26 protein-coding genes and 1 pseudogene are annotated in these 25,734 nt (G+C 70.3%); 6 read left to right on the top strand and 21 right to left on the bottom strand.

Features of this window, described 5'->3' with window-relative positions:
* Positions 1 to 26 precede the first annotated feature (26 nt).
* From AB0I22_RS17180 to AB0I22_RS17165, 4 genes and pseudogenes are all read right to left on the bottom strand, one after another.
* On the bottom strand, positions 27 to 1,151 hold the full coding sequence (locus AB0I22_RS17180; protein ID WP_363131600.1) for a hypothetical protein: 1,125 nt from the start codon (positions 1,149 to 1,151) through the stop codon (positions 27 to 29).
* A 388-nt stretch (positions 1,152 to 1,539) separates the two neighbouring features.
* A complete protein-coding gene (locus AB0I22_RS17175; RefSeq protein ID WP_363131599.1) occupies positions 1,540 to 2,316 on the bottom strand; it encodes an alpha/beta hydrolase in 777 nt (258 codons plus the stop codon).
* Between the two features lie 153 nt (positions 2,317 to 2,469).
* Positions 2,470 to 3,369 carry an aldo/keto reductase gene (locus tag AB0I22_RS17170; protein WP_363131598.1) on the bottom strand — a complete coding sequence of 300 codons (900 nt, stop codon included), beginning with the start codon at positions 3,367 to 3,369 and terminating at the stop codon, positions 2,470 to 2,472.
* A 197-nt stretch (positions 3,370 to 3,566) separates the two neighbouring features.
* Positions 3,567 to 4,376: pseudogene (locus AB0I22_RS17165) on the bottom strand (helix-turn-helix transcriptional regulator); the annotation flags it as partial.
* A 277-nt stretch (positions 4,377 to 4,653) separates the two neighbouring features.
* Here AB0I22_RS17165 and AB0I22_RS17160 point away from each other — a divergent pair.
* A complete protein-coding gene (locus AB0I22_RS17160) occupies positions 4,654 to 5,115 on the top strand; it encodes an SRPBCC family protein (RefSeq protein WP_363131597.1) in 462 nt (153 codons plus the stop codon).
* Between the two features lie 135 nt (positions 5,116 to 5,250).
* On the opposite strand, the gene AB0I22_RS17155 is transcribed toward AB0I22_RS17160, so the two are convergent.
* On the bottom strand, positions 5,251 to 6,144 hold the full coding sequence (locus tag AB0I22_RS17155) for an NADP-dependent oxidoreductase (RefSeq protein WP_363131596.1): 894 nt from the start codon (positions 6,142 to 6,144) through the stop codon (positions 5,251 to 5,253).
* Positions 6,145 to 6,214: 70 nt separating this feature from the next.
* On the opposite strand from AB0I22_RS17155, the gene AB0I22_RS17150 reads away from it, so the two are divergent.
* Both AB0I22_RS17150 and AB0I22_RS17145 read left to right on the top strand, forming a co-directional pair.
* Positions 6,215 to 6,799, top strand: a complete 585-nt coding sequence (locus AB0I22_RS17150; RefSeq protein WP_363131595.1) for a helix-turn-helix domain-containing protein — start codon at positions 6,215 to 6,217, stop codon at positions 6,797 to 6,799.
* Between the two features lie 274 nt (positions 6,800 to 7,073).
* The gene (locus AB0I22_RS17145) at positions 7,074 to 7,523 is read left to right on the top strand and encodes a GNAT family N-acetyltransferase (RefSeq protein ID WP_363131594.1); all 450 of its coding nucleotides are present in this window, start codon (positions 7,074 to 7,076) and stop codon (positions 7,521 to 7,523) included.
* Between the two features lie 139 nt (positions 7,524 to 7,662).
* Here the strand turns inward: AB0I22_RS17145 and AB0I22_RS17140 are convergent, their stop codons facing one another.
* From AB0I22_RS17140 to AB0I22_RS17120, 5 genes are all read right to left on the bottom strand, one after another.
* Positions 7,663 to 7,893 (bottom strand): DUF397 domain-containing protein, encoded by a 231-nt coding sequence (locus AB0I22_RS17140; RefSeq protein ID WP_363131701.1) that lies wholly within the window; start codon positions 7,891 to 7,893, stop codon positions 7,663 to 7,665.
* A 5-nt stretch (positions 7,894 to 7,898) separates the two neighbouring features.
* Complete coding sequence (locus AB0I22_RS17135) at positions 7,899 to 8,120, bottom strand: DUF397 domain-containing protein (protein WP_363131593.1); 222 nt, start codon at positions 8,118 to 8,120, stop codon at positions 7,899 to 7,901.
* Between the two features lie 26 nt (positions 8,121 to 8,146).
* Positions 8,147 to 8,356, bottom strand: a complete 210-nt coding sequence (locus tag AB0I22_RS17130) for a DUF397 domain-containing protein (protein ID WP_363131592.1) — start codon at positions 8,354 to 8,356, stop codon at positions 8,147 to 8,149.
* Between the two features lie 164 nt (positions 8,357 to 8,520).
* Entirely contained in the window at positions 8,521 to 8,715 is a 195-nt protein-coding gene (locus AB0I22_RS17125) for a DUF397 domain-containing protein (RefSeq protein WP_363131591.1), read from the bottom strand.
* A gap of 2 nt (positions 8,716 to 8,717) precedes the next feature.
* Positions 8,718 to 9,548, bottom strand: coding sequence for a helix-turn-helix transcriptional regulator (locus AB0I22_RS17120; protein ID WP_363131700.1), 831 nt, complete (start codon positions 9,546 to 9,548; stop codon positions 8,718 to 8,720).
* 315 nt (positions 9,549 to 9,863) lie between these two features.
* On the opposite strand from AB0I22_RS17120, the gene AB0I22_RS17115 reads away from it, so the two are divergent.
* Positions 9,864 to 10,334, top strand: a complete 471-nt coding sequence (locus AB0I22_RS17115) for a hypothetical protein (RefSeq protein WP_363131590.1) — start codon at positions 9,864 to 9,866, stop codon at positions 10,332 to 10,334.
* Between the two features lie 139 nt (positions 10,335 to 10,473).
* Here the strand turns inward: AB0I22_RS17115 and AB0I22_RS17110 are convergent, their stop codons facing one another.
* A complete protein-coding gene (locus AB0I22_RS17110; protein WP_363131589.1) occupies positions 10,474 to 11,781 on the bottom strand; it encodes a hypothetical protein in 1,308 nt (435 codons plus the stop codon).
* A 190-nt stretch (positions 11,782 to 11,971) separates the two neighbouring features.
* Between AB0I22_RS17110 and AB0I22_RS17105 the strand changes: the two genes are divergently transcribed.
* The gene (locus AB0I22_RS17105) at positions 11,972 to 12,391 is read left to right on the top strand and encodes a hypothetical protein (RefSeq protein WP_363131588.1); all 420 of its coding nucleotides are present in this window, start codon (positions 11,972 to 11,974) and stop codon (positions 12,389 to 12,391) included.
* Here AB0I22_RS17105 and AB0I22_RS17100 read toward each other — a convergent pair.
* On the bottom strand, positions 12,330 to 13,337 hold the full coding sequence (locus AB0I22_RS17100; RefSeq protein WP_363131587.1) for a hypothetical protein: 1,008 nt from the start codon (positions 13,335 to 13,337) through the stop codon (positions 12,330 to 12,332). The two genes, AB0I22_RS17105 and AB0I22_RS17100, sit on opposite strands and share 62 nt — an antisense overlap.
* 507 nt (positions 13,338 to 13,844) lie before the next feature.
* On the opposite strand from AB0I22_RS17100, the gene AB0I22_RS17095 reads away from it, so the two are divergent.
* Positions 13,845 to 14,399 carry an EF-hand domain-containing protein gene (locus tag AB0I22_RS17095; protein ID WP_363131586.1) on the top strand — a complete coding sequence of 185 codons (555 nt, stop codon included), beginning with the start codon at positions 13,845 to 13,847 and terminating at the stop codon, positions 14,397 to 14,399.
* A 170-nt stretch (positions 14,400 to 14,569) separates the two neighbouring features.
* Here the strand turns inward: AB0I22_RS17095 and AB0I22_RS17090 are convergent, their stop codons facing one another.
* The 9 genes from AB0I22_RS17090 to AB0I22_RS17050 all read right to left on the bottom strand — a co-directional run bounded on the left by AB0I22_RS17090 (position 14,570) and on the right by AB0I22_RS17050 (position 25,701).
* Positions 14,570 to 15,799, bottom strand: a complete 1,230-nt coding sequence (locus AB0I22_RS17090) for a cell filamentation protein Fic (protein ID WP_363131585.1) — start codon at positions 15,797 to 15,799, stop codon at positions 14,570 to 14,572.
* Between the two features lie 412 nt (positions 15,800 to 16,211).
* A complete protein-coding gene (locus tag AB0I22_RS17085; RefSeq protein WP_363131584.1) occupies positions 16,212 to 16,643 on the bottom strand; it encodes a hypothetical protein in 432 nt (143 codons plus the stop codon).
* 394 nt (positions 16,644 to 17,037) lie between these two features.
* On the bottom strand, positions 17,038 to 18,840 hold the full coding sequence (locus tag AB0I22_RS17080) for a thioester reductase domain-containing protein (RefSeq protein ID WP_363131583.1): 1,803 nt from the start codon (positions 18,838 to 18,840) through the stop codon (positions 17,038 to 17,040).
* A 279-nt stretch (positions 18,841 to 19,119) separates the two neighbouring features.
* Positions 19,120 to 20,364, bottom strand: a complete 1,245-nt coding sequence (locus tag AB0I22_RS17075) for an MFS transporter (RefSeq protein WP_363131582.1) — start codon at positions 20,362 to 20,364, stop codon at positions 19,120 to 19,122.
* Positions 20,361 to 21,071 carry an FCD domain-containing protein gene (locus tag AB0I22_RS17070; protein WP_363131581.1) on the bottom strand — a complete coding sequence of 237 codons (711 nt, stop codon included), beginning with the start codon at positions 21,069 to 21,071 and terminating at the stop codon, positions 20,361 to 20,363. The genes AB0I22_RS17075 and AB0I22_RS17070 overlap by 4 nt, the downstream gene beginning before the upstream one ends.
* Positions 21,072 to 21,324: 253 nt before the next feature.
* Positions 21,325 to 21,942: a TetR/AcrR family transcriptional regulator gene (locus AB0I22_RS17065; protein ID WP_363131580.1), complete on the bottom strand. Its 618-nt coding sequence runs from the start codon at positions 21,940 to 21,942 to the stop codon at positions 21,325 to 21,327.
* On the bottom strand, positions 21,930 to 22,769 hold the full coding sequence (locus AB0I22_RS17060) for an enoyl-CoA hydratase family protein (RefSeq protein ID WP_363131579.1): 840 nt from the start codon (positions 22,767 to 22,769) through the stop codon (positions 21,930 to 21,932). Before AB0I22_RS17060 ends, AB0I22_RS17065 begins: the two co-directional genes overlap by 13 nt.
* Complete coding sequence (locus AB0I22_RS17055) at positions 22,766 to 24,367, bottom strand: 4-coumarate--CoA ligase family protein (RefSeq protein ID WP_363131578.1); 1,602 nt, start codon at positions 24,365 to 24,367, stop codon at positions 22,766 to 22,768. The genes AB0I22_RS17060 and AB0I22_RS17055 overlap by 4 nt, the downstream gene beginning before the upstream one ends.
* Before the next feature lie 182 nt (positions 24,368 to 24,549).
* Positions 24,550 to 25,701, bottom strand: a complete 1,152-nt coding sequence (locus AB0I22_RS17050) for an acyl-CoA dehydrogenase family protein (RefSeq protein ID WP_363131577.1) — start codon at positions 25,699 to 25,701, stop codon at positions 24,550 to 24,552.
* Between the last annotated feature and the right edge of the window lie 33 nt (positions 25,702 to 25,734).

The following is a 25,734-nucleotide window of genomic DNA, read 5'->3' as shown; positions in this document are numbered from 1 at the left end:
CCGGAGCCCCGCCCGCCCGGCGCCGGTTACGGCAGCGACCACCAGTTGACCCACAGGTCGGAGTCATCGGTGATGACGAACGCGTACGGGCGCTGCGCCGCGTTCCCGTTGTCCTGGACGGTGACGGCCTCGCCGGGGCGCTCGACGACGCGCCCGGACGGCGTGCCCTGCGCGGCCCAGTGCCACGCCTTGCCGTCCCACCAGTTCACGTACAGCTTCGAGTCGTCGCCGATGACGAAGACGTACGGGCGGGTGAAGGCGTTCGGGTCGTCCTTCATCGTGACCGCGCCGACGGAGTCGAGGATCAGCCGACCGCTGGGCGCGCCCTGCGCGCTCCAGTTCCACTTGGAACCGTCCCACCAGTTCACGTACAGCTTCGAGTCGTAGCCCTGGACGAAGACGTACGGCCGCTCCGACGCCTGCGGGTCGTTCTGGGCGCTGATGACGCCCGCACCCTTCTTGACCGGCTGGCCGGACGGCGTGCCCTGCTCGCTCCAGTTCCACTTGGAGCCGTCCCACCAGTTGACCCAGACCCGGGAGTCGTCGGTGATGACGAAGGCGTACGGGCGGGTGAAGGCGTTCGGGTTGTCGCGCATCGTGGTGACGCCGATCGCGCGGGAGATCGTGCGGTTCGGCGGCGCGCCCTGGTCGCTCCAGTTCCACTTGGAACCGTCCCACCAGTTGACCCACATCCGGAAGTCGTCGGTGAGGACGAAGACGTACGGGCGCTGCGCCGACGTCGGGGAGTCCTGGGCCGCGACGACGCCGACGCCCTCGCGGACCTGCCGCCCGCCGGGCGCGCCCTGGTCGCTCCAGTTCCACTTGGAACCGTCCCACCAGTTCACGTGCAGCTTGGAGTCATCGGTGATGACGAACGCGTACGGGCGCTGCTGGGCGTCCGGACGGTCCTGCACCGTGACGGCGCCGACCTTCTCGATGACCGTGCGCCCGGCGGGAGTTCCCTGGTCGCTCCAGTGCCACGCCTTGCCGTCCCACCAGTTGACGTACAGCCGCGAGTCGAGGCCGCGGGCGAAGACGTACGGGCGCTGCGCGGCCTGCGGATCGTCCTTCATCGTGACGGCGCCCATCGTGGCCCGCACGCCGATCGCGGCGGCGGGGCGCTGCTGGTCGTTCCACTTCCATGAACCCATCGTTGTACCTCTCCGGCCCACGGCCCGGCGTATCGCGGGCGGGGGCGCTAAGGCGATACGTACTGGAAGGCGTCCGGCGCCGCGGTGGCGGGCGCCGGGACGCGGGGCGAGGCCCGGTCGGGGTCCCGTGAGGCCCCTCGGTTCCTTGCGGCTCCGTGCGGTTCCTTGCGGCTCCGTGTGGCCCCTTTTGCGGTTCCGTGAGGCTGCTTGCGCGGCCACTCTGGCAGCGCCCGCCTTTCCTGTCACCGGCGCGGCACCGGAAGGCGGCGCTCACCAAGCCGTTTCGGACACCGTCGGGCACCGGGGGCGGTCGCCCCGGCCCGTCTCGTCCCGCCCCGTCCCGGCTCACCCCGTCTCCAGCAGCGGGGCCCGGGGGCGGAGTTCAGCGCTACCGCGCGGGGAGGCGGTGGACGAAGTCCAGCAGCAGGGTGCAGAACGCCGCGGGCTGCTCCAGCGGCGCGAGGTGCCCCGCGCCGGGGATGACCACGGGCCGGCCCGCGTCGAGGTCGCGGGCCAGTCCCTCGCCGCCCTCGAAGAAGTCGGGCATGTCGTGTTCGCCGACGCCGACCAGGGCGGGGGCGGTCAACGCGCGCAGCGCCGCCGTTCCCTCGCCGAGCGGGTCCGCCGCCAACGGCGGCTCGCCGTGGGCGAGTTGTCCGGTGAGCTGGTCGCGGAGCATACGGGCGGCGTGCGCGCGTACGTCGCCGGTCGCGTCGGCCGAGGTCCACGCCTCGACGCCGGCCGCGACCGCCGCGTCCAGGTCGTCGGCGTCGAGCGCGGCCCTTTCGGCGTCCCAGGCGGCTCGCAGCCGCGGGGAGGCCGGCTGGTCGTGGGGCCGGTACCCGATGAGCACCAGGCCCTCGACCCGCTCGGGCGCCGTGACGGCGGCCTGGAGCGCCGTCAGGGCGCCGAGGGAGTTCCCGGCCAGGACGAAGCGGTCGGCCCCGAGGTAGTCGAGCGTGTCGAGCACATCCGCCCAGGGGGCCGCCTCACGGTCGGCGGGTACGCGCGCGTCGCCGTGGCCGGGGAGGTCCAGCGCGATGGCCCGTACGCCCGCGTCGGCGAGCAGGGGAAGGTGGGCCGCCCACATGGTGCGGTCGGTGGGACGGGCGTGCAGCAGGACGACGGCGCGGCCTCGGCCCGCCTCGTCATAGGGAAGCAGCATGGCGACGATCTTTTCTTCGGTGGAGGCGGAGGGGCCGGGGAGGGGAACGGAGGGGGAGCCGGAGAGGGGAAGGCGGCCGGCTCCCGGCGCGAAGGGTCGGACGGGCCGCCTTCCCGGAGCGGCCGTCACACCGTGGCGGTCAGTGCGTGGCGGTCAGTTCGTAGCGGTCAGTTCGTCGACTTCCGCGTCGCTCAGTCGCAGGTCGGCCGCGGTCAGGTTCTCCTCCAGGTGCGCGACCTTGGAGGTGCCGGGGATGGGCAGGACGACCTCGGAGCGGGCCAGCAGCCAGGCCAGCGCCACCTGTGACGGGCCGGCGTCGTGGGCGGTCGCGATCCGGTCGACCGGGCCGCCCGGCCGGGCCAGTTCGCCCGCGGCCACGGGCGCCCAGGGGATGAAGCCGATGCCGTGGCGGGCGCAGTACTCCAGGACGTCGGCGGAGCTGCGGTCGGTGAGGTTGTAGCGGTTCTGGACGGTGGCGATCTCCGCGACCGTACGGGCCTGCTCGATCTGGTCGACGGTGACCTGGGACAGCCCGATCTCGCCGATCTTTCCCTCGTCCTGGAGCAGCTTCAGCTCGCCGACCTGGTCCGCCAGCGGGACCTCCGGATCGACGCGGTGCAGCTGGAACAGGTCGATGCGGTCCACGCCGAGCCGGCGCAGGCTCATCAGGGCCTGCTGGCGCAGGTACTCCGGGCGCCCGACCGGCGGCCACGCCGCCGTACCGACGTTCACCAGTCCCTTGTCGGTCCTGATCATGTCGGGTCCGTTGCGGGTCAGCCCGGCCTTGGTCGCGATCAGCACGTCGTCGCGGTAGGGGTGGATCGCCTCCCGGATGATCTCCTCGCTCACGTACGGGCCGTAGGAGTCCGCGGTGTCGATCAGCTGCACGCCGAGTTCGACGGCGCGGCGCACCACGCGGACGCACTCCGCGCGGTCGTCGGGCTCGCCCCACACGCCGAGTCCGGTCAGGCGCATGGCGCCGAAACCGAGACGGGCGACCTTCTTGCCGGCGATCTCGAAGGTGCCGGCGGCGTCGGACAGAGAGGCGGTCATGATCGGAATTCTCCTTCTTCCACAGAATCGTCCTGGTCCGTCGGGATCTCTTCCCGCTCGGACGACCGGCTGGAGCCTCGCTCGGACAGCCGGTCGGGTTCCCGCTCGGACAGCCGACCGGAGCCTCGCTCGGACGGTCGGCCGGATTCCCGCCCGGACGGTCGGCCGGGTTCCCGCCCGGACAACCGACCGGATTCCCGCTCGGACAGCCGGCCCAGCAGGACCAGGGCGTCGGCGCCGGCGCTGCCGGGTTCCGCGCTGTAGACGGACAGGTGCTGTCCGGGGGCGCTGGTGACGGCGAGCGCCTCGAAGTGCAGCCGCATCTCCCCCACCGCCGGGTGCCGGAAGTGCTTGTCCTCGTGCGTACGGGGCCGGACCTCGTACCGCGCCCACAGGCCCGCGAAGGCGGGGCTGCGCACGCTCAGCTCGCCGACGACCCGCTCGATCCGCTCGTCCCGCGGGAACCGCGAGGAGGACGCCCGCAGGTTGCCGACCGCGATGCGCGACGCGTGGTCCCAGTCGGCGTAGAACTCGCGCGCGAAGGGGTCGAGGAAGATCATCCGCAGCAGGTTGTCGTACCGGGCGAAACCGCGGTACAGCTCACGCGCCATCGCGTTGGCCGCCAGCACGTCCTGCGCCGCCCCGACCACGAAGGCCGGCACCTCGCGCATGCCGTCCATCAGCCGCAGCAGCTCCGGCGCGACGGTCGGCGCGGCGGCCGCCGTCCCGAAGACGGACAGCCCCAGCCGGAAGAGGTGGCCCGCCGCCGCGTCGTCCAGCCGCAGCGTCGCGGCGAGCGCCCGCAGCACCTGCTCGGACGGATGCCGCTCGCGGCCCTGCTCCAGCCGGATGTAGTAATCCGTGCTCATCCCGGCCAGCAGCGCCACCTCGTCGCGCCGCAGCCCCGGCACCCGCCGGGGCCCGTCGTCGGGCAGTCCGACGTCCGCCGGCGCGACCGCCGCACGGCGGGCGCGCAGGTAGTCGCCGAGTTCGTTCTCGCTTTCCATGACCGCCACGCTAATCGCGGACGGCCGCCGGGGCGTGGGTGCGCTGCACCCACCCGGGTGCGGCGGCCGGGCCCGTACTCCGGGTGGCCGCAGCGCACCCTCCCACGCCCGCCGCCGCGCTCGTAACGTCGGCGTCATGGCCGGTCAGCGCACTGCCGACCGAGTGCCGACGCCCCCGTCGCCCTCTCTTCCGCTCTCGCGAGCAGGTCCGGGAAGCCGCGACGGCGGCCGTCCCCTCCCCCCTCCTTTCCCCCTCCTTAAGAACCGGAGTTCTCCCATGCCCGAAGCATTCGCCGGCGCTGTCATCCCGGCCCCGGTCGCCACCGTGTGGCGCGTGGTCCGCGACTTCGGCGGCCTGGCCGCCTGGCAGCCGGCCGTCGCGGGCTGCGCCCTGGCGGACGGATCGGCGCCCGACCGCGTCGGCAGTGTCCGCACGCTGTCCATGGCCGACGGGGAGACCGTGGTGGAGTCCCTCCTGGCGCTGGACGACCACACGCGGTCCATGACGTACGGCATCGTCAGCTCCCCGTACCCGGTGCGGTCCTACCGGGCCACCATGCGGGTGCTGCCCATCACCGCCACCGATGAGACGTACGTCGGCTGGTCGGTGACCTTCGACTGCGACCGGACCAATACCGACGTACGTCCCATCGACGCCGACGAGCTGGCGGAGACCTTCCGGACCGACGTCTTCGCGGCCGGCCTGCGGGGCCTGGCCGCCCACTGTCACACGCCGTGATCGTCCGACTGGCCGGCCTCTGCCGCGCAGTGCCGCACGCCGGTCGGCCGCAGTCGATCCGTAACCGCCGGCATGAGCCTGGGGCGGTTACGGATCGCTACGGCCCGTACGGCGTACGGCGGTACGGGAAGCGGCTCAGATGGCGATGACCCGGCGTCCGCGCGTGTGGCCGGCCTGGCTGTCGATGTGCGCCGCCGCGGCCTCGGCGAGCGGGTACGACTTCTCGACCGGGATGTGGAGCTTCCCCCGCGAGATGAGGTCGGCGGCCACGGCGAGCGCGTCCGGCACGCTCCCGGCCACGCCGGAGAACCGGACGCCGAGGTCCGGCGCGCCGAGGTCGGCGATGGAGACGACCTTCTCGGGGTCCCCGGTCAGCTCGATGAGCTCACGGATCACGCCCGAACCGGCCAGATCGAGCGCCGCGTCGACCTGGCCGAGCTGCCGTACCCGCTCGACCCAGCCCTCGCCGTACGTCGTGGCGACGGCGCCCAGGCTCCGCAGGTAGTCCTGGTTCGCGGCCCCGGCCGTGCCGATCACGGTGATGCCGCGCTCGCGGGCGATCTGCAGCACCGCCGACCCGACTCCCCCGGACGCCCCGCTGACCAGCAGAGTCTGCCCGGGCTGCACCCCGGTCTGGCCGATGATGCGCAGCGCGGTCTCCACCACGGAGGGGTAACCGGCGGCCTCTTCGAACGTCAGCCCCTCGGGCATCCGGGCCCAGGCCGTCAGCACGGCGAACTCGGCGTACGTACTCACCCCCTCGCCGAACACGCGGTCGCCGACCGCGAACCCTTCGACACCGTCACCGACCTCGTCCACCACCCCGGCGGCGTCCAGCCCGATCCCGGTGGGCAGCGTGATCGGGTGGGCCCCCAGCTTCTGGCCCTCGCGGATCCGCCAGTCGACGGGGTTCACGCCCGCTGCCCGCACGGCGACGCGTACTTGGCCGGGGCCCGCGTGGGGCTCCTCGGCATCGATGAGTTGCAGAACGTCAGGACCGCCGAACTCGGCGATGTTCACTCGCTTCATGCCACCGACCGTAACACTAACGGTTAGTCTTTACGAACAGTTACTCCTTCGTACCTGATAGCTTGAAACCATGACCGTGCCGACCGGACGCCGCGAACGCAAGAAGGCCGCGACCCGCCAGAAGATCGCCGACACCGCCCTGCGGCTCTTCCTGGAGCAGGGGTACGACGAGGTGGGCATCCGCGACGTGGCCGCCGAGGCCGATGTCGCCGTCACCACGGTCTTCTCCCACTTCGCCTCGAAAGAGGCCCTCGTCTTCGAACAGGACGAGGACTTCGAGCAACGCCTCACCCAGGCGGTCACCGGCCGCGCCCCGCACGAACCGCTCATCCCCGCACTGCGCCACGAGGTCCAGGCCCTGGTCCGCCACTGCACGGCCGACGGCGCCGCCCCCATCTGGCGCATGATCGACGAGTCCCCCGCCCTGCGGAAGTACGACGAGTCCATGCAATTGCGCCACGCGGAATCCCTGGCCACAGCCATCACCGCCGACCCCGAACAGACCCGGACCCCGACGGCCTGCCGGACGATCGCCCGATTCGCGATCGACGCGTACGCGCTGGCGCGCGAGGCGGCCGATCCGGATGGAGCGGTGGACGAGATCTTCCAGATGATCGAAGCGGCCTGGGAAGCCACGGGTACGCACCGGCCATGAGGTACGAAGTCGGCGCGACCACCTGACCGACCCTCGCCCCAGCCCAACACGCGGGCTTCAGCCACGGAGTTACGGCAACGAGACTCCCAGCCGCCGGCAGCCCGTTCGGTGAGTGAGTCCGGCGCCGGCTGCGCGGAGTTCCCGGCCCCTGCGGATCATCACGCGCACCCGAGGCCGCTGAACGGAGCCAACGCCCCATCGGCCTGGAGCCGGGCCGAGACGGGCAACTGGCACGGATCGGGGGCGGTTTCCCCAGCCCGATTAGGCTCCCCGCATGGATATCCGAGTAGAGGTCGCCCGAGAGGCGAGCCAGGAACTCGTCGCCGCCTTCAGCCGGTTGCTGCCGCAGCTCTCGTCGACCGCGAAGCCCCTCGACCACGAAGCGCTCACCCGGCTGACGACCTCCGACGCCAATACGCTGCTCGTGGCCCGTACCCCCGACGCCGTTGTCGGCACCCTGACGTTGGTGCTCGTACCCCTGCCGTCCGGCCTGCGGGCCCGCGTCGAAGACGTCGTCGTCGACAACGCGGCACGCGGCCAAGGGGTCGCCGGACTCCTCACCCAAGAGGCCCTACGGATCGCCCGCGAGGCGGGTGCCCGCACGGTCGACCTCACCTCCCGACCGGACCGCGCGGCGGCGAACCGGCTGTACGAACGCCTCGGCTTCGAGGCGCGGCAGTCAACGGTCTACCGCTTCCCGGTCGAGCCCCCTGCCGAGGGATAGGCGAGCGCGGCCGCGCCGTCGTCACGGTGCCTGGTGGGGTGCACGCGACCAACAGAACCTCGATGCGCTGAACCACACCAGCCCCGACCGATGAAACAGACCGTGGCCGCCAGCTACGGCAGGCAGATGAGCGTCGCTCCTATTCGGCGAGCAGCGAGGCCCGGCCGCCGCTCTTCACCTCGTCCACGAACGCGGTCCACGCGTCCATCGAGATGGCCAGGGCAGGGCCGTTGGGATTCTTGCCATCACGAACAGGAACCAAGCCGCACGCTGCCGCTACGGCCGGCGCCCACTCAACGCAGTTGCCACCATCGGGGCTGCTGTAGCTGGATTTACGCCACACCGTGCACCTGAAGTCACTCGTGTGCAAAACCACTAGGTGACCTCAAATCCGCTGCATTTCACCCCGGTCACGAAAGCGGTCCACGCTTTCGCCGTGATGACCAGGGCGGGGCCATTTGGGTTCTTGCTGTCACGAATAGGGACAACACCAGACGCTGCCGCTACGCCCGGCGCCCACTCGACGCAGTTACCGCCCTCAGGGCTGCTGTGGCTGGATTTACTCCACGTCAAACGCTTGAGGTCACTTCTGCTCACATTAACTGGCCGCCGTCCAGGAACCACTAGGTGACCTCGAATCCGCTGCACTTCACCTCGTCCACGAACGCAGTCCACGCGTCAACCGAGACGACCAGAACAGAACCGTTCTGATTCTTGCTGTCACGGACAGGGACGACACCGCGCGCTGCCCCTGCGGAAGGCAACCACTCGACGCACTGACCGCCGTTGCTGCTGTACGAGGACTTGACCCAATGGGGAGACTTGGTTGTCACAAGTTGCCCTTTCGTAGCTGGTCAATTACGGCCACGGTCGCCGTACCGGGAAGCGCTACGGCCTGTAACTGATGGTAGGACGCCAAGTGGTGTTCGCGAAGCCCGCAAGAAGCCCCCGCCGAAATCCGGGGCGAATTCGGCGGGGGCCCGTCGTGCTGCCGATCTCAGATGTCCGTGGTCCTGACGAACGCGACGAAGTCGCTCCACGCCGAAGCGTCGATCTTCAACGCGGGGCCGGTCGGATTCTTACTGTCACGAACGGGGACGACGCCGCACGAAGTGAGGTTGGTGGCGATCTCTATGCAAGCGCCGCCATTGCTGCTGTAGGAGGACTTGAACCAACGGGGGGACTCGGTCATCTTCACAGGGTGCCCTTTCGTGCCTGCTCGATCACGGCTACGGATGCCACTTGGGACAGCGCTTCGGCCTGAAGCTGATGGTAGGCCGTCAACAGGGGTTGCACGAACCTCGCATCGCGTTCCAGGCGCCCTTGTTGAGCGGACTCGGCGTAGGCGAATTGGGTCCGGTCCGGAAGCGTCACCAAGTGAACCGGCAGATCGAAGGCTCGCCGCTCCCCGAGGTCATACGGAGCCACTTGCAGAACCGTCGAAGGACGCTCGGCGAACGCATACAGGCGGTCAAGCTGCGCGTCCATGACAGCCGGACCACCGACGGGACGACGAATACAGCTTTCGTCCAGCACCACGAAGACCAGGGGCGGAGGTGTCCGCTCCAGAGACGCTTGCCGCCGTGCGAGTAGAGACAGCCGCTCTTCGGCCTGCTGCTCAGTGATCGCGCCGCGCCGCACGGCCCCCATGGTGATGGCCGCCGCGTACTCCGGCGTCTGGAGCAGCCCCGGAATGATGCCCAGCTCAAAAATCCGGATCTCCGCCGCCTTGACCTCGCGGGCAACGAACTCGGGGAAGCCCTCAAGTATCGCGGGGTTCCAGACGGCCCGGCCCTGCCGTTCGAAGAGATCTCCCGTGCCGAGCGCCCTGTCAGCACTTACCGAAAACCGACGAGTTGGGGAACGGCGACCAGTTTCCACAGCTGAAATGTGCGAACCAGAGCACCCCATCTGCACTGCCAGCTCGTCCTGAGTCAAGCCACGTTCCTCACGCAGCCTGCGCAGACGCGCACCGAAGGCCGCGCGCGCCGATTCCTCGGGGTCCAGCTCTTTTCGATTCAACAGGTACCGACCAACTCTCCAATCAGATGACGCAAGTTGATGACACTCCGAATGTAGAGCACGCTGAGCCAATCCGGTAGTGGAATGACTACAGAGAGGAGCGGTGATGTTCGTGACGGACCTTCCTCCGAGCCGCCGCACCATGCCAGCGCCGACTCCCGAGCCCCCAGCCTCAGAGGATGACCTTCAGGCGCTGTACGGGCTCATCCGATCCGGCGGCTTCTGGCGCTTGGCTCCCAACTGGGTGCCGCGTACATACGCGGAGCCCACAAGGGAGTTGGCGGACGAGGTGTGGCACGGACTGAGGCGGTTGGGGTCATGAAGAGCACGGCGCGGGCGGAACTGGCACGGCTGATGGCGGAGAGCGGCAAGGACGGGGTGCTGGTGGTGCCCACGTCAGGTGGGCGGCTGGGCGAAGCGGGGGTGGGGGCGAACCTCCCGTTCGGCAGCATCGCGTTCCCGCCGTGCCAGTGCGCGGAGCACCGCGCGGGCCGGGGCAGGCCGGACACTGCCATCCGGCTCGGCGAGCCAGACCGGAGGAGCGAAGTGCTCACGGCCCGGCCCGCGTTCAGCGCCGTATGCCTCTCCGGCGGCGACGCGAAGTGCGGCGCGCGGTCCGGGGAGCAGGGCTCCCCGGACGCGGTGCGGGCGTGGTTGCGGCAGCACGCCGACGCCACGGGCCACCGGCACTACCGGCGCACCCGCACCGACCACGTGGCCCTCGACGCGACGACACCTCGGCGCGCGACGCGGCATTGCGTCGGCGTCGCCGAGGTGGCCGGGCCGTAAACCCCTCTGATCAGCAACTGTCCGTGGCAGATGGGCAGGTCAGTTCATTGACGGGTCCGGAAGACCTACAGGCCGAGGATCCCTGGTGGTGGCTCGGCCAGGCCAGGGCCGCCGTCGCGGACCCGGGCGGGCGTGGGCCTCAGACTCCGGTCAGGGTGTACGTGCCCGTACCGTCCGGCCGACCGCTGGAGTACTGGCGGATGAACTCGCCGTCCGCGTACCGGTCGTGGCCCATCATGGAGCCGGTGTACTTGTTCTGCACACCGATCTGCGAGCTGCCGGGCACGTCGCGGTAGATGGAGAACCGCTGGAGGTCGTCCTCCGCGCACTGGGCCGTCTGCAGGACCGCGCGTTCAGTGGCCGCGGTCTGCGCGGGGACGGTCAGGCACCATTGGCTGCGGTGGTTGACGAGGGTGGCCTCGATGACGCCGTTGTGCTCCACCTTGTTGCACAGAGACCACTGATCAAGGTCTCCACTGAAGATCGTCGAGGGCCGCAGGCGCACACCGTCGGCCGCCAGGACGTGCCCGGTCCAGTACAGCGACCTGCCGGGTACACCGATCTTGTAGAAGCCGGGGTCACAGGTGAGGCCCTGCGCTGCGCGGGAGCCGGCCGTGCTCCCGGCCGTCTTCTTCGCCGCGGCCTTCTCGGCCGCGTCCCTGATGGCAGCCTTCGCGGCCGCGTCCCTGGCGTCAGCCTTCTTGGCGGCGTCGGCCTTCGCCGACGGCACAGGACCGGCCTCGTGCTTCGCCGTGGCGGTAGCGGAGCCGCAGTCGAGCAGTTCCTGTGCCTTGGCCATGATGCTGTTGGCGGGCACCTTGTCCTGGCAGCGCACCGCTCCTTCTTCGAGGGCGGTGTAGGTGGTGAAGTTGCCGCTGCCGGCCCCCTCGATCCACTTCAACCCCCAACTGCCGTCGCCCTGTTGGGCGCGGTTGCAGTTGAGGCTCCCGTACGTACCGGTGACCTTCTTGGTGCCCTTGTAGACGCCGTAGTAGCCGGGCTGGTTGAAGTTCCACGCGACCGTATTCGACTCGGTGCTGGTGGAGGAGTATTCGACCTTTACGTTCAGGCCCAGGCTCGCGCCGACCTTCCCGAGGGTCTCGACGTCGAAACTGCCCTCGACCTTGCCATCGAGGCCGACGGAGACGGAGATGGTCGTCTGGGTGCTGGTGGTGACGGTATGGGCGCCGGTTGTGCCCTCGGTGACGTACCAGCCCTTGAAGTGGGTTATGGCCGGGGAGACTTCGGTGGTCTTGATGTACGGGTGGCGTGTGCCGAGGTCGGCCGCGGTGCAAACGTCGCCGGGCTTGACCTGCGAGGCGGTGGCGGACTTGGCAGGTGCGGCCGAGACTGGTGAGGCGGCAAGGCCGACGGTGGCTACGGCGGCCGAGGCGGCACAGGCCGTGAGTGCTCTGCCTATGCGGCTGACGGGTCTTATGGGGCGCATTCGTTGCCCTTCCCCCTGATGGTGAGTATCCGGTCAAGGGGGGAACGTAGCGGCCACGGGGGTGATGGCGAGAGCCCAGAACTGGCCAGAAGCGATCACAGAGCGTCTTGTTTCGACCCTGGCGCGCACGGGCGGCGGACCGGTTCGTCCCCAACAAACCCGTACGCCACCGATTCAGAGAGACCACCCCTTGAAACACGACGGACGGCTGCTCGCGGCGCTCGTCTCGCTCGCCCCGACCACCGTGCTCCTCGCGCTGAGCGCCTCACCGGCGGCCGCCGCATCACCGAAGGCGCCCCCGCAGGGTCACGGCACCTGCACCGCCACCGCCCCCGGCTCCGGCTCCGGCTCCGGCTCCGGACTCGCGGGGCGGTCCGTGGGCCGTCAGGTTCAGTCCGAGCGCGTCCTCGACGGCGAGGCGTACCAAGTGGTCATCGTCCCCTATGCCTGCGAGAACGTCCGCCCCACTCCGGCCCTCGCCGGCCCAGGGGCACACGCGTCCTTGAAGGACACGGTATTCGTCGACTGTCAGTACTTGGTCAGGCTTCTCAATCCGCAGCCGTGGGCGCATTCCTCCAGTTTTCCTTCACCAGCCGCCCGATCGGGCTGAAGATGAGTCCTGCGAGAAGCAGCCAGCCGACCTGTTGCCAGAGTGGCTGCAGTCCGTTGGGCGGTCGACCGGTGAGGGCGGGCGTGGATCCGTAGGACGTGCCGAGGAAGACGAGGGCGTGGATGGTCTGAGGGAGGGGGGACCAGGCGAGTTCGGACAGCACGTCGTCGTCGATGCCGAGCGCGAAGAGGAAGACCCAGGGCAGCATGCACAGCCCGAAGATCCAGGCGACCATCACCCATGTATCGTCGGTGACGCCGCTGCCTGTCAGATTGATCTCCCACTTGCTCTCCAACAGTCGTTTCAGCTCGGCCGGGGAGTCGGTGTAACCGCCCAGGGCGGGGTTGCTCGGGGACCACAGCACCGGAATGTGAGAGCCCACCTTGAAGGGTTCGTCACTGCGGACCGGGCCGACAAGGAGCGGTTCGGCCCTGCCGGGCACTGAAACCCGCAGTTTGCTGTAGTAGCTCACAACCAGGTCGTGATGGTCTTCGTCGTATTCCTTTCTCACAATGTCCGGCCGTTCGGCGATGGTCGCTGTCGCGACTTCGGCATCCGCGCGCTGGAGAGCGGCGGGCAGGCTGGCCCGGCTCGGCAGGGAGGGCAGCGTGACTGCCGTCAGCGAGGCCGCGAAGAGGGCGACGTTGACGAGCAACCGCCGCGCCTTGGTCCAACCCTGCGACCCATCGGGCACCTCTGTGAGCTCATCCAGAACATCCAGTTCGTCCCTGTACGTCTTTTCCAGGCTGACGCCGGAATCAGAGAGCCGGGCCCGGCGCCTGCCGTACAACCGCCGGACCCACAGCAGCGCCGCGCGTACGACAGCGGAACCGGTCGCAATCCACATCAAGACCAGGACGCCGGTGTGCGGCGCCGGCTGGGTGTCGATCCCCAGCGCCCAGATGAGAGCCACGGCGGCCGCGGCGAACGTCAGGCCGGCGGTCACGCGTATAGCCAGCGTCAGGCCGACGGCTATCCGTAAAGCCCTCGTCCAGTAGGGATCCACCACTGTTCGTATCTCCGGTATCAGGACTACGACTATGCGCAGGAGCGGCATCGGAACGTATTTGTGCATGGGTGCCCCTCAACGTCAAAGCACTCGGAAACGGCGCAATGCGCCGTAAGTTGATCACGAAACTGCCGGAATTACCGCTTCATCCGCCGTGCGCGACGAGGGCCGAGCGCGTCGGACAATCCGTCGATCAGCGTCAGACGCACTTCTTCAGGCTGATCAAGCAGCCCCTCGGCCGGACCGCCCCGAACTGCGCGCCCCAGACAGCGGTCAACATGGCTCCGGCCGGGAGCGCGGGTGGTAGGGACACTGGCACAGGAAGGGCCTCAACGGCCCTGGTTGTCCAACTCCGCCTCGCCTAACGTCCCAAAGGGAACGCGTTCGTTCGGGTAACAACTCCAGGCCCGCCGCGAGATGCGGCCGCCCAGAAAGAGAGCACCCATGACGGAGGACGTGAAAGCCCAGAAGTTCAGCACCCTCTTCCGCTGGTTCGACCGGAACGGGGACGGACGGCTCACCCGTGACGACTTCCAGCAGATGGCCGACCTGTTCGCCGGGCTGGTGCGCGAGGGCGACGAGGAGAACGCGGCGGCGATGCGGGCCGCCTTCGAGACATGGTGGCGGTTGCTGCTCGCCCACGGGGACAGCGACGGGAGCGCACAGATCTCCCGGCACGAGTTCATCACCGTCATGGCGGCCGACGTCACGGACCCCCGGCACTTCGAGGAGGCTGTGCTGGCGCTCGTCGACGCGCTGATGCGGGCACTGGACACCAACCAGGACGGAGTGCTGAGCCAGGCGGAGTATGTCCGCATGTACGACGTCCTGGGCATCCCCCCGGTGCACTCCGAGGCGGCATTCCGCCTGCTCGACCAGGACGGGGACGGCTCACTCAGCCACGCTGAATTCAGGTCCGCCATCACCGAGTTCTACCTGAGTGACGACCCGAAGGCCCCCGGAAACCGGCTGCTCGGCCCGATCGACCAGTCCGACTGAGCCCGGGCCCGAGGCTTGCCGAGGAGCGCCTTCGACTCGCCCCGGGTATCAGTGCCCGGGGGGTTCGCGGCAGCGGGAACGGCCGGAGTTCAGGTCGTCGACGCTCATCTCGTCCCAGGATTCACCTCGTCGTCCGCACCGACAGGCGCGGTGGTCACCAGCGGAGGCGCTCACATCGATGCCGGACCGGTTGAGCCGGCAGCGCTGCGCCGGGTCTCCGCGAGGTGCACGTTGATGTAGCGGACGAGGAGCAGCGGGTCCTGGGGATTGTCGGCCTGGAAGGTGATACGGCGCAGCAGGCCGACTCCCCCGAGTGCGATGTCCTCGCGGGCGAGGACGAAGACGAGGGTGAGGAAGGCGGAGCGGGCGTTGCCGTCGTCGAAGGGGTGGAAGAAGCAGACGTCGAGGTAAGCGCGGGCGGCACGGGCGGTCGGACCGAGCGGCCGGCCTGGGCCGGGTGCACTCTCGGCCAGGCATGTGTCAAAGCGGGCCTGGGTATCCGGTCCGATGCCGTAGCGCTCCCGGCCTCCCTTGGCAGAGGCGGGCAAGCTGCGGAACCGGGGCGGATGCGGGGTGCCCAAGAGGTGCTGCTGCCAGCTGCTGAGCAACGCGGAGTCGAGCCGCGCCCCGCGTGCCGCGTCGGCTCGCAGCAGGTCCAGGGCGCTGAGCAGGCCCTCGGCTCGGGCAGGGTCGACAGCGCCGTCGAAGGCCCGGATGTCCTCCGCCGCACCGTCGCGGAGGGGCACCACCGGTCCGTCCGCACCGTTGTCCGGGATCTCGTGCCACGGCACCGCCTTGCGCACCGCAAGCCAGCGCCGCAGGTGATCTTGGGCCGGCGCGTCCGCGCGGGCGCCGCTGTGGCCCGGCCCCAGAGCGCGCGCGAGCCGCTCCGCGATGTCGTCGACCACCATCCGGTCAGGGCCGGTCCAACTGTGGAACCGCCCACTGATCGCCTCGTCCACCAGGCCCCCAGCCACGTCGGGCGCGACTCCCCGGCGGCCGAGGAACCAGGTGAGCACTTGGCGGCAGTGGCCGTGCCAGCCGCTGCCGCACCCGGTGCGGTCGACGACCCGCATGATCAGATTCCGCGCCGCGTGCTCCCACGAGATCCGCTGATCTTCGGTGTCGGTCAGGTCGAGCGGGTATGCCGCGAACCAGCCGGCGAGACTCTCCAGCCACTCCCGCCACTCACATAGAGCCGCCTCGACCCGGGTCAGGGTCTCTTCCCGCGTGGTGATCGAGACCAGCGGGCAGCGCCAGTTCCCTATCGGTCCGCCGTCGAAATCACCCTCGTCGTGCGCCCAGCGCCACCCGACGGTCCAGCGGCCGTAGTGCTGAGCGAGGGCGTACGACATGGCGTCGGCCCAGGGCTCGGCCTCGCCGCGGAGCCAGGTGCTCATCGCGGGATCCCCGAAGGGGACGCCCGGCCGGACAGGTACACACCGGGCCGGGCCGAGCGAGCGCACTGTGCGGGCCGCGGACGCGCTGTCGAACGCGTGACGGGCGGGGTCCACGTCGTCCCAGGTCAGGAAGCGAGGAGCCAACTCAACGATCACTGCGCAAGCCTGCCACCCTCACCCTGCGCAGGTTCAAGTGGTTTTCTTCAGCTCAGAAGCGCGACGGCCCGGCTCCCCGGGGGGGGGCGACCACCGCGCTTCGCCCCGGCCGATTGCCACGGGCACTACACGGCCGCGGGCAGGATCAAACCGCCTCAAAGGCATCGCGTGATCACCGCGCGATAGCTCGCAGCCGGCTGCGAGGCGACCGTCCTTGCCACGGCTCGCAACCAGTGGCTGTGTTCGGCAACCGTCGCTAGAGCTCGTGGTCCTGGGCCAGTTCCTCCCAGCGGATGCTCCGCAGTGCAAAGTCGGCGTTCTCGCCCGAGGGGACATCCAGGACAGTCTGAAACCAGACCACTGCGAGGGCGGAGCGGTGCAGCACCGCGTCGAGCCCAAGGGCAATTGCTGCCGAGCGGAAGGTACCGATGCAAGCCACGCCGGGCAGCACCTCGACGGGGCCGAAGGCGCCGGCGGTCTCGTCCGGGTACTCGTAGGAGGGCGGAACCAGATGGACCGGTGTGGACGGAAAGGCGCGTGCGGCCTGCCGGTGGAGGCTGCTGACCTTCATGTCGTTGATGGGCTTGCACGGGTAGCCCTCCAGCATCCCCCCGTAGGTCGAAGACATCCGCAGCTCGGTGAGCTCAACCGAACGGCCGGACATGAGGGATATGCGGCTCAGCGACATGCCGACACTCTAAGACGGTCCGCAGGGCCGCCGTCGCCTTGCCCTGATTCGGCGCTGCGGATCGAGAGCCCACAGCCGCGCCGTACCGGCGCGGAGACATTGGGACAGGGCAGAGGGGTCCGGTGGGCGTCTGATGAACCGTGGCGGCATCCCACAGGCGGGACGGGCCGCCTGCCGTGTCGAGGAGGGGCCGAGGGTGCTCGGACGTCGGAGGACGGGCGTCAGCACGTGCCGAACTTCTGGACGGGCCCCGGTGCGTACCGGGCCCCAGTGCCGCTGTCAGCAGTGCGACGCGGATTCGATCTTGATACCGGTAAGCACTTCCTGCCCGGCCCAGCACGTCACAGATCAGCAGTTCCGACCCAGCATCCGAGCGAGGACAGGCAGAGGGCTGTTACAGCAGGTGTCGCGACCGTAGATCCGTCACGTACTTGGTGATCAGGTCCTGCGACAGGTGAGGGATGTCCTTCTCCTCGCCCAGGGCGGCGGCTCGTACCGCCGCGCGGAATTCGTCCGCGGGCAGGGCGGAACCCGGCAAGGGCCACTCCGGCAGGGTGAAGGCGTGCAGGAGGGGGAGCAGGGAGTGGCGGCGCTGGTGGTCGGGGAGGGCTCGTAGGGCGGTCTCGAAGCGGTCGAGCCACTCGTCGTAGTCGTCGATGCGGGTCATGGGGTGCCCGGCGTCCGCCAGCCAGTCGACGAAAGTGTCGAGGGAGATGCCGTCCTCGTGCGGGTTGACGACGTTGAAGGTCCGGAATCCCTCCCGCGCGTCATCGCCCAGCGAGGCGATGGCCCGGGCGGTGAAGTCCACGGGGAGTCCGTCGTAGTGTCCGCTGTTCGCGCCGGTGCCGCGGACGTAGAAGGTGCCGGGGGCGATTCCTGTCGCCAGCAGGCTGAGCAGGAGGCGGGTGAAGATGTCCGAGACGTTCAGCTGGCCCCGGTAGCGGGGGTGGGCGAGGATCAGGTTCGAGCGGAAGACGGCGACGGGCAGGCCGAACGCGTCGTGCGCCTCGCGCAGCAGTACCTCCCCCGCCCACTTGCCGGCGGCGTAACCGTCCGCGTAACCGTTGTCGAGGTCGCGGGCGCCGTAGGTCGCGCGGATGTCCGCCGTCTCGTCGGCGGCGGTCTCGGATCCCAAGACGACGGCGGCCGTGGACAGGTAGGTGAACTGCTTGATCCGGGAGGTGACCGCGAGCCTGATGAGTTCGGCGGTGCCCAGCACATTGGGGCCGAACAACTGGTCGTACGGCAGGACGTGGTTGACGAGCGCCGCCGGGTGGACGATCAGGTCCACGGTGTCGGCCAGCCGTTCCCAGGTCTCCTTGCCGAGCCCGAGGTCGGCCTTCCCGATGTCGCCTGCGACAACCTCCAAGTGCTCGGCGGCCAGGGCTTGGTAGTGCTGAAGGAGTTCCGGGTCGCCGCTGTCGAAGGCCGCGTCGAGCCGCGCGCGGGCCGCCTCGTCGGTGCTGCCGCGGACCACGCACACCAGGGTGCCACCGCGCTCCGCCACGCGCTCCAGCCATTCGAGGCACAGGAAACGGCCCAGGTAGCCGTTGGCGCCGGTCAGCAGGACCGTACGGGCCGGCGCCGGGAGCCTTCCGTTCCGGTTGCCGGCCGCCCTCGCCATCGTCTCCGCGTCGAGGAACGCGTCCAGCCTCAGATCACCCGCCCGCAGCCGCGTCGCGCCCATTCCATGGACGCTGTCGGCGGTCGGGCGCCGGTGTTCCGACGCTTGGGTCCTCTCGATGTGATCGGCCACGTGCTGGAGCGTGTTGACCGGGTTGATGACGACGTGGACGGGGACGTCTACGTGGAAGATCTCCTTCAGCAGTTGGCAGAACGACAGCGCGGAGAGGCTGTCACCGCCGAGATCGGCGAAGCGCGTACCGGGCTCCACGTCGCCCTGCTCGTATCCGAGCAGCGCGCGGGCGGCCCGCGGCAGGAGCCGATACGTGGTGCGGCCCGTATCCGGGTCGGTGACCGGCTCCGTGGCGCGCTCGCCCAAAGCGGGCCGGTCCGCGTACCCCTCCATCACCGTGGCCACTATTTCGGCGAGCGGCGGCCCCGGCCGCCGGACGGCCTCGCTGACGGCGTCGAGGGGCATGGCCGCGCGGAACTGCGGATCCGTCGCGTACAGGTGGGCGCTGAGCTGAGCGGTACGTGCGGTGAACTCGTCAGTGCGGGGCTGCGAGCCGGACATGAGTGCTCTCCTCCGGGGCCGCGACGGCCCGTTCGCGTAAGGGGGTGTTCACGTTCGAGTCGGAGCGGGCGCGGACACGGGCGCGGACACGGGCGCGGACACGGGCGCGGACGCGGGACGCGGGCCCGGCTCGGGCCCGGCTCGGGGCCGGCCGACGAACGCCTGACGCCGGACCGGCCGACGAACGCCTGGTGCCGGACCGGGCGAGGGACACCTGACGCCGGGCCCCGACCGACAATCGACAGGGCTCGACTATCGAGGGGCCCCATCACCGATGCCCTACCGGCGGGCCGTATGGCCCACTTGCCGGTCCCGCCCCGCGCCGTGCCCGGCGACGGCCATGGCGGCGCCGAGGACGACCAGGAGCACGAGCGGAAGCGTCCAGCTGCCCGTGGCGTCGTGCAGGATGCCGAGGAGCAGTGGTCCGGCCGCCGCTACGAGGTAGCCGATGGACTGCGCCATGCCGGCCAGCGCGGCGGCTTCGCCGGCGCTGCCGGCGCGTTCGCTCTGGAAGCTCAGCGCGAGGACCAGGCACGGGCCGGCGCCCAGCCCGAGCAGGGTGCAGGCGAGGATGGACAGCGAGGGCGCGGCCACCAGCACGGCGAAACCGGCGGCCACGAGGACCGAGGCTCCGGCCGCGGTCCACCGCTGGTCGTGACGGCCCTTGGTGAGCAGGGGCAGAAGGCTGCCGGCCGCCAGGGAGACGACCTGGTAGTAGAAGAGCATCCAGCCGGCCGTGGTGCTGCTGGTGCCGTGGTTGATCAGGATGCTGGGCAGCCACGCGACGGCGGTGTAGAAGGCCAGGGACTGGAGGCCCATGTACAGGCTGACCTGCCACGCCAGCCGCGACCGCCAAGGGGCCGGGACGTGGGTCTCGCCGGTGGACGCCTGCGGCTTGTCGCCCCGCATCCGGGGCAGCCAGGCGAGGAGCGCGGCGATGGTGAAGGCGACGCCCCAGGCGAGAGCGGTGTGCCAGGAGCCCGGCAGGGCGTGGGAGAGCGGCGCGGAGATGCCGGAGGAGACCGCGGCCGTGACGCCCATGACGGTGACGTACAGGGCGCTGATGCCCCGGATGCGGTGCGCGGGCACGCTCCGCCTGATCAGGGCGGGCAGCAGGACGTTGCCGAACGCGATGGCGGCCGAGAGGATCACGGTCCCGGCGAACAGGCAGAACACCGAGGGGAGCGACCGGATCACGGTTCCGGCGGCCAGTACTGCCAGGGCCGCCACCAGCAGGCGCGCGGTGCCGAACCGGTGCGACGCCCGCGCCACCAGGGGCGACGTCGCGGCGAACGTCAGCAGGGGGAGCGTGCTCAGCAGCCCGCCCCAGCTCGCTGTGAGTCCGCTGCCGTGTTCGATCGCCGGCAGCAGCGTGCCGACGCCGGTGAGGCTCGTACGCAGGTTCGCGGCCACGAGGCAGATCGCGATGACGAGCCCGATCGACACGGCGGCCCGGATGTGGTCGGCGGCGGGCGCCCCGGAGACGGAGCGGCGGCGGGATATGGAGGAAGACCGCGTACTCACTGCCCCTCCGCCCCGCGCGGCGCCTCGACCTGGTGGTCGTGGGTGAGCCGGACGATGGCGGCCGCCGCGTCGCGGGCACCGCTGTCGTCCCGGTTCTCGATCGCGTCGACGAGCCGCCGGTGCAGCCGGGCGTGCTCCTCGGCGCCGGTGGCCTCCCAGGGCAGGCCCCCCAGGGAGGAGGTGAGGGCCGTGCCGAGGTAGTCGTACACCTCGATCAGGAGGTCGTTGCCGCTCGCCCGGACGACGGCCCGGTGGAAGAGCGCGTCGACGCTCCCGGCGGCGGCCATGTCCTCGCCGGCGCAGGCCGCGTCGGCGTCGGCGAGCAGCTCTTTCAGCTGGTCCAGCTGGTCCTCGCTGCGCCGCAGGGCGGCGGCCCCCGAGGCGTACTCCTCCAGGACGGTGCGCAGTTCGAGCACGTTGTTCCGCTGCGCGGAGCTGGCTCGCCGCACCATGACGGACTGGAGCTCGCTCGACGCGCGTACGTACGTGCCGTCGCCCTTCCGGGCTTCCAGCAGGCCCAGGTGCACGAGCGCGCCGAGCGCCTCGCGCAGCGTGCTCCGTCCGACTCCGAGCTCCTCGATGAGGGCCTGTTCCGGCGGGATTCGCGTTCCCACCGGCCAGCCGCCCGATTCGATGTGCGAGCGGAGGCTGTCCACGAGCTGGGCGGACAGGCTGGCCGTCCGCCGCGGTGTGCTGATGCGCTTCATGGGAAGCAGCATACATACAGACGTCAGACATTTGAACGTCGCAGGAAGGTAACCCTTACCACTCCCCCGATCTCGCACCCCGGTGCCGCATCGCCGGGGCGACCAAGGGGCTCACGGCTCCGCGCCGGGGCGGTCTGACACACCGCCCCGGCAGGCACCCGGCCGGGACTTCCGGGATCAAGACGAAGGCCCCCGGCCGTTCAAGACCGGGAGCCTTCTGCCGCCGCAACGCGCGTACCGCCGGGCACGACGGTCACCGTCGGCTCTTGAGCACGCAATCCACGATGTGGGCCCACTGCTCCACAACCCGCTCGCGCCGCGCCGCGTCGTCCGTCAGGAGATTGGCGAGGCCGAGGCCGCGGGCCATGTCGAGGAGGCCCTGGACGGTCTCGCGGATGCCCGGTACACGCTCGTCGGCGCCGAGGAGTTCGATGGCGATGCGGTGGGTCTCGCGGCCCACGCGGGCCTCCAAGTCCACAACACGTGGGCAGAGTTCGTCCTCGTTGGAAGCCGCCACCCACAGCTGGAGAGCGGCCCGGAAGAGGGGGCCCGTATAGAGGTCGACCAGGGCGCGGACCACGGCGCGGGTACGGACGGGGCTGGGGCGGGGGCCGTTGGAGGCGCGCATCGCGAGGGTGCGCATCGCCTGGGAGCGGACTTCGGCCACGTACTCCACGGCCGCCGTGAACAGGTCCTCCCGCGTCGGGAAGTGGTGCTGCGCCGCACCGCGCGACACGCCCGCCCGCTCCGCCACGACCGACACCGTCGAGCCCGCCCAGCCGTGCTCGGCTAGGCAGGAGATGGCGGCCTCCAGCAGCCGCTGGCGGGTGACGCGGCTGCGGTCCTGTTTGGGTACGGTCACGATGCCCATGCGGGGTCCCGCCTCTCCAGAAAGGCCGTCATGCCCTCGCGGGCCTCCGGCGATCCGAACAGCCGCGCCGACTCCTCGGCCAGCGCCTGCGTGTCGCGGTCGAAGGCCCGTAGGACCTCCGCCGTGACCAGTCGTTTCGACGCGGCCAGCCCCTGCGGCGAGCCGCGCCGCAGGCCGTCCAGTACGGGCGCGAGGGCCGCGTCGACCGCACGGACGGGGTCGGCGTCCGCGGCCCGCGACGGCTCCACCGCCAGCGTCACCAGGCCGATCCGCGCCGCCTCCGCCGCGTCGAACCGCTCGCCCGTCAGGTAGTACCGCGCCGCCGCCCGCGCGTCGAGGCGCGGCAGCAGCGGCATGGAGATCACGGCGGGCGCCAGTCCCAGCCGCGCCTCCGTGAACGCGAAGCTCGCCCCCGGGCCCGCCACCGCGATGTCGCAGGCGCCCAGGAGCCCCAGCCCCCCGGCCCGTACGTGGCCGGTGACGCGGGCGACGACCGGTTTGGGCAGCTCCACGACTGTACGGAGCAGCCGGGCCAGACCTTCCGGCTCGGCAGGGGACGGCTCTGCCGGCGGCTCCGAGGTGGCTTCGCTCAGGTCCGCGCCCGCGCAGAAGGTGTTGCCGGTGTGCGTCAGGACGACGGCGCGCGCCGCGTCGTGCTCGGCCGCCGCCGCCAGCTCCTCGTACAACTCCCGCACCAGCCGCCGCGAGAGCGCGTTGCGGTTGTGCGGCGAGTCGAGCGTCAGGGTGGCGATCCCGTCGTCGTACGAGCGCCGCACCAGCCGGTCATCGGATCGCGCATCGCTCCCCGCATCGTTCAACGATGTCATCGCTCCCGTCCTTCCATTGCCCGCTCCCTGTCCCGCAGTTCGCGCCTCAGCAGCTTGCCGGAGGCGGCTCGCGGCACGCTCTCGACGAACTCCACCCGCCGGACCTTCTTGTACGGGGCGACCCGCCCGGCCACGTACGCCAGCACGGCGTCCTCGGTCAGCGCCCCGGCCCCCGGGTCCGCGCGCCGCACCACGTACGCCTTCGGGATCTCTTCGCCGTCCGCGTCCCGCACCCCGATGACGGCGGCGTCGGCTATCGACTCGTGCGCCAGCAGCACCGCTTCGAGCTCGGCGGGGGCGACCTGGTAGCCCTTGTACTTGATCAGTTCCTTCACCCGGTCCACGACGTAGAGCCACCCCCGCGCGTCCACACTTCCGATGTCCCCCGTCCGCAGCCAGCCCGACGAGTCGATCATCGCAGCCGTCTCCTCGGGCCGCCCCAAGTACCCCTTCATGACCTGCGGCCCTCGTAGAACGATCTCCCCCTCCTCCCCCACTCCGAGATCCCGCCCGTCGCCCTCCAGGGAGACGATCCGCAGTTCGGTACCGGGCACCAGCTTGCCCACGGAGCCGGGCGGCGCGTCGGGCACCTCGGACAGCGGCCAGATGGTGGCGGTCGGGGACAGCTCCGTCATCCCGTACCCCTGCATGATCGGCGGCAGCCCGAGCCGCCGCGCGCACGCCGCCGCGAGCCCGGCGTCCAGCGGCGCCGCCGCGCTGACGATGTACTCCAGCGACGACAGGTCGTACCCGGTGGCCGCCGGGTGCTTGGCCAGCGCGAGGACGATGGGCGGGGCCACGTACACCCCGTTGACCTTGTACGTCTCGATGGCCGACAGGAACTGCCGCACGTCGAAGCGCGGCAGCACGACGACCGTCGCGCCTCGCCGCAGCGGCGCGTTCATGAGGGCGGTAAGCCCATATATATGAAAGAAGGGGAGCACCGCCAGCACGACCTGGCCGGGCCGGGAGGGGACCAGGTCGTCCAACTGGGCCAGATTGGTGGCGATGGAGCGGTGCGTGAGCATCACGCCCTTGGGGACGCCGGTCGTGCCCGAGGAGTACGGGAGGGCCGCCAGGTCCCGCGCGGGGTCGATGACGACATCCGGCTCCGGCCCGTCGAAGGCGATCATGTCCTGCACGGACCGGTACCCGTCCGCCCGGTCGCAGACGATGATCTCCCGCACGTGGCCGGCCTGTTCGGCGGCCTTGCGGACCTGGTCGAGCAGCGGAGAGACGGTGACGATCCAACGCGCCCCGCAGTCGACCAACTGCTTGGCCAACTCTTCCGCCGTGGAGAGCGGATGGACGGTGGTGACCGTGGCCCCCGCGCGGGTAGCGGCGTAGAAGACCACCGGAAAGGCGATGGTGTTGGGGCTGATCAGGGCGATCACATCCCCCTTGCGCACCCCGGAGTCGGCCAATGACGCGGCCAACCTACCGACGGCGTAGGAGAGTTCGGAATAGCTGACGCGACGTCCGTCCAGCCCGTCGATCAGCGCGGGCCGGTCGCCGAACTCGGCGGCCCGGCCCAGAACGGCCTCGTGGATGGGCAGCTCGACGGGGGCCACATCGGCGTACTCGCTGCGGAATTCCATGGCGGATCTCCTGGCGTTCGACTTGGCACGAATCAGCACCGCTCAGCGCGACCCGGCACCACTCAGTACGACTCGGTACGACTCAATTCATCTCGGGCTGGGCCCGACATTCGCCTCGGACACGGCCCGACATTCCTCGGGCGAGACCCGACATTCACCTCAGGAACGGCCCGCCGCCCCGCTCAGTACGACTTGGGAAGCCCCAGCGACTGATGGGAGACATAGTTGAGGATCATCTCCCGGCTGACCGGCGCGATCCGGGCGACCCGAGCCGCCGTGATCATGGAGGCGAGCCCGTATTCCCTGGTCAGGCCATTGCCGCCGAGGGTGTGCACGGCCTGGTCGACGGCCTTGACGGCGGCCTCCCCGGCCGCGTACTTCGCCATGTTCGCCGCCTCGCCCGCGCCCGCGTCGTCGCCCATGTCGTAGAGCGCGGCGCCCTTCTGCATCATCAGCCGGGCCAGCTCGATCTCGATATGGGCCTGCGCGAGGGGGTGCGCGATGGCCTGGTGTGCGCCGATCGGCTCCTTCCAGACCGTACGCGTACGGGCGTAGTCGACGGCCTTGTCCAGCGCGTACCGCCCCATGCCGAGCGCGAAGGCGGCGGTCATGATGCGCTCGGGGTTGAGCCCGGCGAACAGTTGGAGGAGCCCGGCGTCCTCGTCGCCGACGAGCGCGTCGGCGGGGAGCCGCACATCGTCGAGGACCAGCTCGAACTGCTTCTCCGGCGCGGCGAGTTCCATGTCGATCTGGCTCCGGCCGAACCCAACCGCATCGCGCGGGACGATGAACAGGCAGGGCTTGAGTTTGCCCGTACGCGCGTCCTCAGTCCGGCCGACGATCAGCGTCGCCTCCGCGATGTCCACACCTGAGACGAAGACCTTGCGCCCGGTCAGGACCCAGCCGTCGCCGTCCCGGCGGGCGGTGGTGGTGATGCGGTGCGAGTTGGAGCCGGCGTCGGGCTCGGTGATGCCGAACGCCATCTTGGCGGAGCCCTCCGCGAGCCCCGGCAGCCAGCGCCGCTTCTGCGGCTCGGTGCCGAACCGGGCGATGACGGTGGCGCAGATGGCGGGCGAGACGATCATCATGAGCAGCGGACACCCAGCGGCCCCCAACTCCTCCAGAACAATGGCCAACTCGGCAATTCCGCCACCCCCTCCCCCATACTCCTCCGGCAGATTCACACCGAGGTAGCCGAGCTGTCCGGCCTCGGCCCACAGCTCGTCGCTGTGCTTGCCGTCGCGGACGACGCCGGCGAAATACTCGCGGCCGTAGCGCTTGCCGAGCGCGGCCACGGCCGCGCGGAGGTCACGTTGTTCCGGGGTCTCGATCACGAAAGGCTCCTTACGACACGAACCAACTCCTGG

This window comes from Streptomyces sp. NPDC050610 (assembly GCF_040654875.1).
Classification (GTDB): domain Bacteria; phylum Actinomycetota; class Actinomycetes; order Streptomycetales; family Streptomycetaceae; genus Streptomyces.
The sequence above is the reverse complement of the archived record's forward strand: the minus strand, read 5'-3'. Positions and strand labels throughout refer to the sequence as shown.

Bases quoted from the DNA above. Each gene is read 5' to 3' on its own strand.
- AB0I22_RS17180 (WP_363131600.1), bottom strand. From the start codon at position 1,151: ATGGGTTCATGGAAGTGGAACGACCAGCAGCGCCCCGCCGCCGCGATC.
- AB0I22_RS17175 (WP_363131599.1), bottom strand. From the start codon at position 2,316: ATGCTGCTTCCCTATGACGAGGCGGGCCGAGGCCGCGCCGTCGTCCTG.
- AB0I22_RS17170 (WP_363131598.1), bottom strand. From the start codon at position 3,369: ATGACCGCCTCTCTGTCCGACGCCGCCGGCACCTTCGAGATCGCCGGC.
- AB0I22_RS17160 (WP_363131597.1), top strand. From the start codon at position 4,654: ATGCCCGAAGCATTCGCCGGCGCTGTCATCCCGGCCCCGGTCGCCACC.
- AB0I22_RS17155 (WP_363131596.1), bottom strand. From the start codon at position 6,144: ATGAAGCGAGTGAACATCGCCGAGTTCGGCGGTCCTGACGTTCTGCAA.
- AB0I22_RS17150 (WP_363131595.1), top strand. From the start codon at position 6,215: ATGACCGTGCCGACCGGACGCCGCGAACGCAAGAAGGCCGCGACCCGC.
- AB0I22_RS17145 (WP_363131594.1), top strand. From the start codon at position 7,074: ATGGATATCCGAGTAGAGGTCGCCCGAGAGGCGAGCCAGGAACTCGTC.
- AB0I22_RS17125 (WP_363131591.1), bottom strand. From the start codon at position 8,715: ATGACCGAGTCCCCCCGTTGGTTCAAGTCCTCCTACAGCAGCAATGGC.
- AB0I22_RS17115 (WP_363131590.1), top strand. From the start codon at position 9,864: ATGAAGAGCACGGCGCGGGCGGAACTGGCACGGCTGATGGCGGAGAGC.
- AB0I22_RS17110 (WP_363131589.1), bottom strand. From the start codon at position 11,781: ATGCGCCCCATAAGACCCGTCAGCCGCATAGGCAGAGCACTCACGGCC.
- AB0I22_RS17095 (WP_363131586.1), top strand. From the start codon at position 13,845: ATGACGGAGGACGTGAAAGCCCAGAAGTTCAGCACCCTCTTCCGCTGG.
- AB0I22_RS17090 (WP_363131585.1), bottom strand. From the start codon at position 15,799: ATGAGCACCTGGCTCCGCGGCGAGGCCGAGCCCTGGGCCGACGCCATG.
- AB0I22_RS17085 (WP_363131584.1), bottom strand. From the start codon at position 16,643: ATGTCGCTGAGCCGCATATCCCTCATGTCCGGCCGTTCGGTTGAGCTC.
- AB0I22_RS17080 (WP_363131583.1), bottom strand. From the start codon at position 18,840: ATGTCCGGCTCGCAGCCCCGCACTGACGAGTTCACCGCACGTACCGCT.
- AB0I22_RS17070 (WP_363131581.1), bottom strand. From the start codon at position 21,071: ATGAAGCGCATCAGCACACCGCGGCGGACGGCCAGCCTGTCCGCCCAG.
- AB0I22_RS17065 (WP_363131580.1), bottom strand. From the start codon at position 21,942: ATGGGCATCGTGACCGTACCCAAACAGGACCGCAGCCGCGTCACCCGC.
- AB0I22_RS17060 (WP_363131579.1), bottom strand. From the start codon at position 22,769: ATGACATCGTTGAACGATGCGGGGAGCGATGCGCGATCCGATGACCGG.
- AB0I22_RS17055 (WP_363131578.1), bottom strand. From the start codon at position 24,367: ATGGAATTCCGCAGCGAGTACGCCGATGTGGCCCCCGTCGAGCTGCCC.